The sequence below is a fragment of the Kitasatospora sp. NPDC059462 genome (assembly GCF_042749955.1).
Taxonomy (GTDB): Bacteria; Actinomycetota; Actinomycetes; order Streptomycetales; family Streptomycetaceae; genus Kitasatospora.
In genome coordinates this window covers 1-8486 of sequence record NZ_JBHYUU010000265.1, presented here as the reverse complement: position 1 = coordinate 8486, position 8486 = coordinate 1, and the positions used below count along the sequence as shown (strand labels likewise).

The 8486-nt window shown below is 74.9% G+C and carries 7 protein-coding genes; 3 read left to right on the top strand and 4 right to left on the bottom strand.

The window, feature by feature from the left end; translation table 11 throughout:
• Nucleotides 1–110: 110 nt before the first annotated feature.
• The 4 genes from ACFXAM_RS36060 to ACFXAM_RS36045 form a co-directional block, all read right to left on the bottom strand.
• A complete protein-coding gene (locus ACFXAM_RS36060) occupies nt 111–1331 on the bottom strand; it encodes an ROK family protein (RefSeq protein ID WP_380297835.1) in 1221 nt (406 codons plus the stop codon).
• A complete protein-coding gene (locus ACFXAM_RS36055) occupies nt 1324–1902 on the bottom strand; it encodes a GtrA family protein (RefSeq protein ID WP_380297834.1) in 579 nt (192 codons plus the stop codon). Before ACFXAM_RS36055 ends, ACFXAM_RS36060 begins: the two co-directional genes overlap by 8 nt.
• 91 nt (nt 1903–1993) lie before the next feature.
• Nucleotides 1994–4390, bottom strand: a complete 2397-nt coding sequence (lon, locus tag ACFXAM_RS36050; RefSeq protein ID WP_380297833.1) for an endopeptidase La — start codon at nt 4388–4390, stop codon at nt 1994–1996.
• A 137-nt stretch (nt 4391–4527) separates the two neighbouring features.
• Nucleotides 4528–5316: a rhomboid-like protein gene (locus tag ACFXAM_RS36045; RefSeq protein ID WP_380297832.1), complete on the bottom strand. Its 789-nt coding sequence runs from the start codon at nt 5314–5316 to the stop codon at nt 4528–4530.
• Nucleotides 5317–5860: 544 nt separating this feature from the next.
• Here ACFXAM_RS36045 and ACFXAM_RS36040 point away from each other — a divergent pair.
• From ACFXAM_RS36040 to ACFXAM_RS36030, 3 genes are all read left to right on the top strand, one after another.
• A complete protein-coding gene (locus ACFXAM_RS36040; RefSeq protein ID WP_380297830.1) occupies nt 5861–6598 on the top strand; it encodes a response regulator transcription factor in 738 nt (245 codons plus the stop codon).
• A gap of 84 nt (nt 6599–6682) precedes the next feature.
• Nucleotides 6683–7813 (top strand): sensor histidine kinase, encoded by a 1131-nt coding sequence (locus tag ACFXAM_RS36035; RefSeq protein ID WP_380297828.1) that lies wholly within the window; start codon nt 6683–6685, stop codon nt 7811–7813.
• Nucleotides 7814–8145: 332 nt separating this feature from the next.
• Nucleotides 8146–8486, top strand: a 341-nt coding sequence (locus ACFXAM_RS36030; protein WP_380297827.1) for a hypothetical protein, incomplete at its 3' end; no start/stop codon positions are given.

Genomic DNA, 8486 nt, shown 5'->3' with positions numbered 1-8486 from the left:
ATGTCTTGGAGTGACAGCCCTCTTCTACGGCAGCTCCGCTGCTTTGCCTACCGGCCTTGACATGCAGGCCCCACGCCTAACTGAACGGCGTTGGGACTAGAGGACGGGGCCTACGCCCCCTCCAGCCGCCCCGGGTCGGCGAGCAGGGCCCGGACCACGCCGACCGCGGCCCCCAGCAGGGGGCCGCGGCGGCCCAGCCGGGAGACCGTCAGCCGCTCGGGCGACCAGGGGCGGACGGTCACCCGGGCGGCCAGCTCGGCCCGCATCGCGGGCAGCAGCCAGGGCGCCAGCTGGGCGTAGCCGCCGCCCAGCACCACCTCGGCCGGGTCCAGCAGGTTGACCGCCCCGGCCGCGGCGATGCCCAGCGCGGCGCCCGCGCCGTCGAGCGCGGCGCGCACCTCCTCGTCCGCGGCCCCGGCCCGCTCGGCCAGCAGCGCCACCCAGTCGCCCCGGATGCCCTCCAGGCCGGCCGCGCGCAGCACCGCCGACTCCCCCGCGTACTGCTCCAGGCAGCCGTGCGCCCCGCAGGCGCAGCGCGGCCCCTCCGGATGCACCGGGACGTGGCCCAGCTCGCCCGCGTAGCCGCGCGCGCCGCGCAGCAGCCGGCCGTCGACGACGATCGCCGAGCCGATCCCGGCCTCCGCGGAGACGTGCAGGAAGTGCTCCGGCCCGCCGCCCAGCCAGAGCTCGGCCAGGCCGCCGAGGTTGGCCTCGTTGTCGGCCCGCAGCGGGAGCTCGGCCAGTTCCCCGGCGTTGGCGGCGCGCAGCGCGAGCCGCAGTTCGGCGGCGGCCGCGACGTCCCGCCAGCCCAGGTTGGCCGCCCGCTGGAGCAGCGCGCCGTCGGCGCCGACCAGTCCGGGCACGGCCAGCGCCAGCCCGGCCGGGCGCAGTGCGGCGTCGGCGGCGGCCCGGCGGAGCAGTTCGGCGAGGTCGGCCATCACGGCGGCGGGCTGCCGGCCCCGGTTGCGGATCTCCTGGCGGCGCCAGGCGCGGACCTCGCCGCGCAGGTCGACCGCGCAGGCGCCCAGGTGCTCCACCCCGATCTCGGCGCCCAGTCCGGCCGGGCCGTCCCGGTTGAGCCCGAGCGCGGTGCCGGGCCGGCCGACCTTGCCGCTGGGAGCGGCCGGGCCCTCCTCGGCCACCAGTCCGGCCGCGATCAGCTCCTCGGCCAGCGAGGAGACGGCGGCCCTGGTCAGCCCGGTCTCGGCGGCCACCTCGGCGCGCGAGCGCGGGGCGCGGGTGATGACCCGCAGCACCAGCGCCAGATTGGACCGGCGCATGCCCTGCTGGCTGGCCGGGCCGCCGCCCCGCAGGGCCTCCGGTTCACGCATCGCCCTCACCCGCCCCGGCCTCCGCCGACGTCACGGGCGCGCCGAGGACGCCCCAGCCGTCGGGGCCCGCCGCGCCGGCGGCCACCAGGGACTGCTCCACCCGGGTGAAGACCCAGCGCCGCATGGCCCAGAAGCGGAACAGCATCGCCGCGAAGGTGCCCAGCACCATCCCGCTCAGGAAGTCGGCGAGCTCCTGGGTGACCGGGCCGACCGACGGCTCGCGCAGGTCGAGCAGGTAGCGCGAGACGATCAGCGGCAGCACGTTGACGGCGATGGCGAGGGCGCTCACCAGCAGGAACAGCAGGGGTTCGCGCCGCCGCCAGGAGGAGCGGAAGCTCCACCGCCGGTTGAGCACGTAGGAGACGGCGGTGCCGGCCACCGTCGCCACGGTGAGCGCCACCACCGGCTTGTGCTCCAGCACGGTCAGCCGCAGCGCGTAGTTCATCAGCAGCGTCAGCGCGAAGCAGCCGCTGCCGACCAGCAGGAACTTCACCAGCTGCCGGTGCCGGACCAGGAGCGGTCGTACCCGCTCCGGCACCCGGGCCAGCGTGCGCTGGGTCAAGGACGGCACTCTCGCAGTCTGGCACGCACCCCGCGGCCCGTCCCGTCCAGGCGGAGCGCCGGACGGGACGGGCCGCGGGGGTGGCGCGGCGCCGGGGGCGTCAGGCCGCCACCAGCACGCCGGCCGGCTCCAGGGCCAGCTCCAGCACCTCCCGGACGTCGGCGACCGGGTGGACGGTCAGCCGCTCCAGCACCTCCGCGGGCAGGTCGTCGAGGTCGGGCTCGTTCCGCTTGGGGATGATCACCGTGGTGATCCCGGCCCGGTCGGCGGCGAGCAGCTTCTGCTTCACCCCGCCGATCGGCAGCACCCGCCCGGTCAGCGACACCTCCCCGGTCATCGCCACGTCGGTGCGCACCTTGCGCCCGGAGAGCAGCGAGGCCAGCGCCGTGGTCATGGTGATGCCGGCGCTCGGCCCGTCCTTGGGGATGGCCCCGGCCGGGATGTGCAGATGCACGCCGCGGTCGCGCAGCGAGGTGACCGGCAGCTCCAGCTCGGCGCCGCGCGAGCGCAGGTAGGAGAGCGCGATGTGCGCGGACTCCTTCATGACGTCGCCCAGCTGGCCGGTCAGGGTCAGCCCGGTGCCGCCGGTCTCGGCGTCGGCGAGCGAGGCCTCGATGTAGAGGACGTCGCCGCCGGCCCCGGTGACCGCCAGCCCGGTGGCCACGCCGGGCACCGCGGTGCGCCGCTCGGCGGGCTCCTGGGCCGCCTCCGGGACGTGGTGCGGCCGGCCGATCAGGGCCCGCAGGTCGTCGGCGCCGATCGCGGCGGGCAGCTCGCGCTCGCCCAGCTCGGTCTGCGCGGCGACCTTGCGCAGCACCCGGGAGACGGCCCGTTCGAGGTTGCGGACGCCGGCCTCGCGGGTGTACTCCCCGGCCAGCCGGCGCAGCGCCGGCTCGTCGACCGTGACCTCCCCCTCCGCCAGCCCGGCCCTCTCCAGCTGGCGCGGGAGCAGGTGGTCCCGGGCGATGACGACCTTCTCGTCCTCGGTGTAGCCGTCCAGCCTGACCAGCTCCATCCGGTCGAGCAGCGGCTCGGGGATGGCCTCCAGCACGTTGGCGGTGGCGAGGAAGACCACGTCGGAGAGGTCCAGCTCGACCTCCAGGTAGTGGTCGCGGAAGGTGTGGTTCTGCGCCGGGTCGAGCACCTCCAGCAGGGCGGCCGCCGGGTCGCCCCGGTAGTCGGAGCCGACCTTGTCGATCTCGTCGAGCAGGACGACCGGGTTCATCGAGCCGGCCTCCTTGATCGCCCGGACCAGCCGGCCGGGCAGCGCGCCGACGTAGGTGCGCCGGTGGCCGCGGATCTCCGCCTCGTCCCGGACGCCGCCGAGCGCGACCCGGACGAAGCTGCGGCCCATGGCGCGGGCCACCGACTCGCCGAGCGAGGTCTTGCCGACGCCGGGCGGGCCGACCAGCGCCAGCACCGCGCCGCCCCGGCGGCCGCCGACCAGCCCGAGCCCCTGGTCGGCCCGGCGCTTGCGGACGGCCAGGTACTCGACGATGCGCTCCTTCACGTCGGCCAGCCCGGCGTGGTCGGCGTCCAGCACCGCGCGGGCTCCGGCGATGTCGTAGGAGTCCTCGGTGCGCTCGTTCCAGGGCAGTTCCAGGACGGTGTCCAGCCAGGTGCGGATCCACGAGCCCTCGGGCGACTGGTCGCTGGAGCGCTCCAGCTTGTCGACCTCCTTGAGCGCGGCCTCGCGGACCTTCTCGGGCAGGTCGGCGGCCTCGACCCGGGCGCGGTAGTCGCCCTCCTCGTCGGCCGGGTCGCCGTTCAGCTCGGCCAGTTCCTTGCGGACGGCCTCCAGCTGGCGGCGGAGCAGGAACTCCTTCTGCTGCTTGGCGACGCCCTCCTCGACGTCCTTGCGGATGGTGTCGTTGACCTCCTCCTCGGCGAGGTGGTCGCGGAGCAGGCCGAGCGCGTACTCCAGTCGCGCGACCTGGTCGGCCTCCAGCAGCACCTTCAGCTTCTGCTCGGCGGTGACGAAGGAGGCGTAGCCGATGTTGTCGGCGAGCTCGCCGACGCCCTCGATCGCGGCCACCCGGTCGACGATCTGCCAGGCGCCGCGCTTGCGCAGCCACTGGGTGGACAGGCTCTTGTACTCCCGGACCAGCTCGGCGGCGCGCCCGGCCACCGGGGTGCCGACCGAGGACTCGCGGAACGGCGTGGTCTCCACCCAGAGCGCGGCGCCGGGACCGGTGGTGCCGACGCCGATCCGCACCCGGCGCACCGCGCGGACCAGCGCGGCCGGGTCGCCGTCGGCCAGCCGGCCGACCTGCTCGACGGTGGCGAGGGTGCCGGCCGCCGCGTAGGAACCGTCCACCCGCGGGACCAGCAGGACCTGGGGCTTTCCGGTGCTGCCGCCGGCGGCGGCGCGCGCGGCCTCGACGGCGGCGCGGACCTCGGTGTCCTTCAGGTCCAGCGGAACGACCATGCCCGGCAGGACGACCTCGTCGTCGAGCGGCAGCACGGGCAGGGTGAGCGGAGTGGACGTCGATGCCATGATCTCTCCCCAGTCAGCGAACTTGAGTCGACCTGACTAAGGCTGCGCGGGCTGCGGATGTTCCCCGACCCCTGTTCGCCGTGAGCGAACGGAGCAGGACCGCCGGCCGTCCCGTCAAGAACCCCGGCGGGACCGACTCAGAAGCGGTCCAGCACCACGGACCGGCCGGGCGCGGACGCGGGCGCGGCGGCGGACCGGGGGCGCGCGGACGGCGCCCCGAGCCGGCTGCGGTGCGGCCGGCTCCCGTCCCAGCGGCGCAGCCACCGCCACAGCGCCACCCCGGCCAGCAGCGCCGCCGGATGGCCCACCCCGGTCACGAGGTCCCGGTCGCCGGCGATCTGCTCGGCGATCAGCCCCGTGGCCAGGGCCAGCACGGCCACCCGCCCGGCCGGCCGCAGCAGCCCGGCCAGCGCGCCGAGGCTGGCCAGCACGCCGTAGCTGACACCGATGTCCAGGTAGTCCATCGCGGCCGGCTCCAGCCGCCCGGACTCCACCCCGACGATCACCACGCCCTGGGAGAGCAGGGTGGCGCCGATGTGCCCGGCGGCGAACACGGCAGCCGCCCGGACCGGGCCGACCCGGCGCTCCAGCGGCGCGACGGTGAGGGCGAAGGCCCACAGGTAGGGCACCCAGTCCGGGCCGGCCACCCAGAAGCCGCTGAGCAGCAGCGCCCGCAGCGGGTGCTGCAACAGGTTGTGACCGTCGGAGCTGGACGCCTCCTGGAGCCGGCGCACGAGGTCGGGGTCGGCCAGCTGGGCGAAGGTGGTGGTGGCGCCGACCACGGCGAGGTAGCCGACCGCGAAGGGGGTGCTCCGGGGGGTCGGCACCCGGGCCAGCGCCCACTCGACCGCTCCGGCCCGCAGCCCGCGCCGGAGCATCCCGTACGGCGGCCCGCCGCGCCCGGCGCACACCTGCCGCTCCGTCATGCCGCCTCCGCTCCACCACCCGCAGCCGTCGCCCCCGCGCGTGTCCAACGTACCGGCGCCCACCGGAAATCCCGCTCCCGCGATTTGTCGTGGCCACGGTACGGCCGGCCGCTGGGAGCCGGCTGGGAGAACGCTGGACGCGGCGGCTCCGCGGGCCGGCCGAATTGGTCCAGACCTTCTCCCCTTATACGCACGCCCGTCCCCGCTGACCGGCGGCTTGGTGCCGACCGATGTGCATACGTACCGTTACGGAGTGAAAAAACGCCGGGTAAGGTATCGGCCCGTGCCCACTTCCCGGTGGGCCCGACGGCCGGCCCGGCAAGCCGGCCCCCGGGCCGGAAATGTCCGGTCCACCTGCCGGGAATCACCCGCTGTCCGTACGCTGCGAGGTGCGCGGGAGAAGTGAGCGGCGCACGCTCGCCGACCCCGCACACGCGACGGGACGGCGGACCCGGCACAGTCCACGACGGAACAAGACTACGAGCGGAGCCTTCGCCATCCCCACAGATGGCCGGCCCGCAGCCCTGGGGGCGGTGGCGTGACCGTGACAGAAATTCAGCAGGACAACCAGAACGCCGGCGGCACGGTGAGCAGTCAGCGCAGAGTGCTGGTGGTCGAGGACGAACCCACGATCGCCGAGTCCATCGCGGCCCGGCTGGGCGCGGAGGGCTTCAAGGTCGCCGTGGCCCACGACGGCCCGGGCGCCGTCGACGGCTTCCACACCTGGCAGCCCGACCTCGTCGTCCTCGACATCATGCTGCCCGGCTTCGACGGCCTGGAGGTGTGCCGCCGGATCCAGGCCCAGCGCCCGGTACCGGTCCTGATGCTCACCGCGCGCGACGACGAGACGGACCTGCTGGTCGGCCTCGGCGTCGGTGCGGACGACTACATGACCAAGCCCTTCTCCATGCGCGAACTGGCCGCCCGGGTCAACGTGCTGCTGCGCCGCGTCGAGCGCGCCCAGCAGGCCGCCCGCACGCCCGCGCTGGGCAGCCTGCGCTTCGGCGAGCTGGAGATCGACCACGTGCAGCGCCGGGTCCGGCTCGCCGCGGGCGACGTCCACCTGACGCCGACCGAGTTCGACCTGCTCGCCTGCCTGGCCGCCCAGCCGCGCGCCGTGCTCACCCGCGAGCAGCTGCTGGCCGAGGTCTGGGACTGGACGGACGCGTCCGGCACCCGCACCGTCGACAGCCACGTCAAGGCGCTGCGCCGCAAGATCGGCGCCAGCTGGATCCGCACCGTGCACGGCGTCGGATACGCGCTGGAGGCCCCGCTCGCGTAGCGGCACACCTTCGGACACCGGGCCGCCGGGGGGCCCGTGTCCCGGACCGCCGTGCGCACCCACGCGGGGGATCACAGGGGACCAATGACCTTTCCACAGCAACGCAACGGGGATCTCGACGGCAGCCGGCCGCCCACCCTGGCCGCCCGCGCCGCCCGACGGGTCTGGGCCGACATCCGGCCGCTCGACCCGGTCCGCTCGATCAAGGGCAAACTCGCCCTCCTGGTGATCGTCTCGGTCTTCCTGGCCACCGGCATGGTGGTCGTGGCGATCCGCTCCGAGACCCAGATCCGGATCATCATGATCTTCTCGATGATCGCCTCACTGCTCTTCATGCAGTTCCTCGCGCACGGGCTGACCGCCCCGCTGCGCGACATGACCGCCGCCGCCCGCGCGATGGCCTCCGGCGACTACAGCCGCCGGGTCGAGGTGAACTCGCGCGACGAGATCGGCGAGCTGGCCGCCACCTTCAACCAGATGGCGGCCGACCTGGAGGCGGCCGACCGGCACCGCCGCGAACTGGTCGCCAACGTCTCGCACGAGCTGCGCACGCCGATCGCCGCGCTGCACGCCGTGCTGGAGAACGTGGTCGACGGCGTCGTCCAGCCCAACCCGGCGACCCTGGGTGCCGCGCTGGAACAGACCGAACGGCTGGGCCGGCTGGTCACCCACCTGCTCGACCTCTCCAAGATCGACGACGGCGTGGTCGACCTGGACGCCCGCCCCTTCGAGGTGCGCGAGTTCCTGGACGGCGTGCTGCGCGGGGTCACCGTGGACGGCGCGACGGCGGGCGGGGCGTTCTCCCGGCGCGGCGACGTCCGGCTCGCGTTGGAGGTGAGCCCGGCGGGCCTGACCGGCGTCGCCGACCCGGAGCGGCTCCACCAGGTGGTCGCCAACCTGGTCGACAACGCCTGCAAACACTCCCCGCCCGGCGGCACCGTGACGGTCCGCGCCCGGCCCGGCGAGGGGCCCGGCTCGCTGCTGCTGGAGGTCGAGGACGAGGGTCCCGGCATCCCGGCCGCGGACCGGACCAGGGTCTTCGAGCGGTTCGGCCGCAGCGGCACCGCGACCGCGTCCGGCCCGGGCGCCGACGGCGGGACCGGGCTCGGCCTGGCCATCGCCCGGTGGGCGGTGGACCTGCACGGCGGGCGGATCGAGGTCGCCGAGGCCGCCCGCGGCTGCCGGATCGAGGTCCGGCTGCCCGGCCCGCGCTGAGGACCGGCGCGGGGCCGGGCGGGGCCGGGCGGCACCGGCGCGGGACCGGGCCCCGGGTGAAGCGGACGAATGTCACAGATCCGACACAGAGCTTCGCCCGGGGCCCAAAGCACCCTTTGTCCGCTTTTGACCATATTTGGCGGGTGGTCGGAACCGGTCGGTTCCCCTCCGATGCGTGTTTCTAACGCACATTTTCAGCCAAACCGCAGGTCAGGACTGTGATCTGGGCGACGCCTGCCCCCCGGGGACTGCGCGATCACTGGTCGGAGGCGTAGCCTTAATCCCCGCTGTCCAAACATCCCAAAAGGAAGCGGAAGAGGGCGGTTGCCGCCGTGTCGCCACAGTCCCCTGAACACCCCAACAGCTCGGCAAGCTCCACTGGCTTCGGCCCCAATGAGTGGCTCGTCGACGAGATCTACCAGCAGTACCTCCAGGACCCGAACTCGGTCGACCGAGCCTGGTGGGACTTTTTCGCCGACTACAAGCCCGGTACCGAGGTGACCCCAGTGACCCAGGCCGCGACCCAGGCCGGCGCTACGCCGACCCCCGCCGCCGCCCCCGCGCCCGCTGCCGCTCCGGCCGCCCAGGCCCCCGCCGCCCCGGCCGCGCCCCCGCCCGCCCGGCCGCAGGGGGGCAGCGCACAAAAGGTACCGGCGGATGCCGGGGCGCCGGC

Bases quoted from the DNA above. Each gene is read 5' to 3' on its own strand.
- ACFXAM_RS36060 (WP_380297835.1), bottom strand. From the start codon at position 1,331: ATGCGTGAACCGGAGGCCCTGCGGGGCGGCGGCCCGGCCAGCCAGCAG.
- lon (WP_380297833.1), bottom strand. From the start codon at position 4,390: ATGGCATCGACGTCCACTCCGCTCACCCTGCCCGTGCTGCCGCTCGAC.
- ACFXAM_RS36045 (WP_380297832.1), bottom strand. From the start codon at position 5,316: ATGACGGAGCGGCAGGTGTGCGCCGGGCGCGGCGGGCCGCCGTACGGG.
- ACFXAM_RS36035 (WP_380297828.1), top strand. From the start codon at position 6,683: ATGACCTTTCCACAGCAACGCAACGGGGATCTCGACGGCAGCCGGCCG.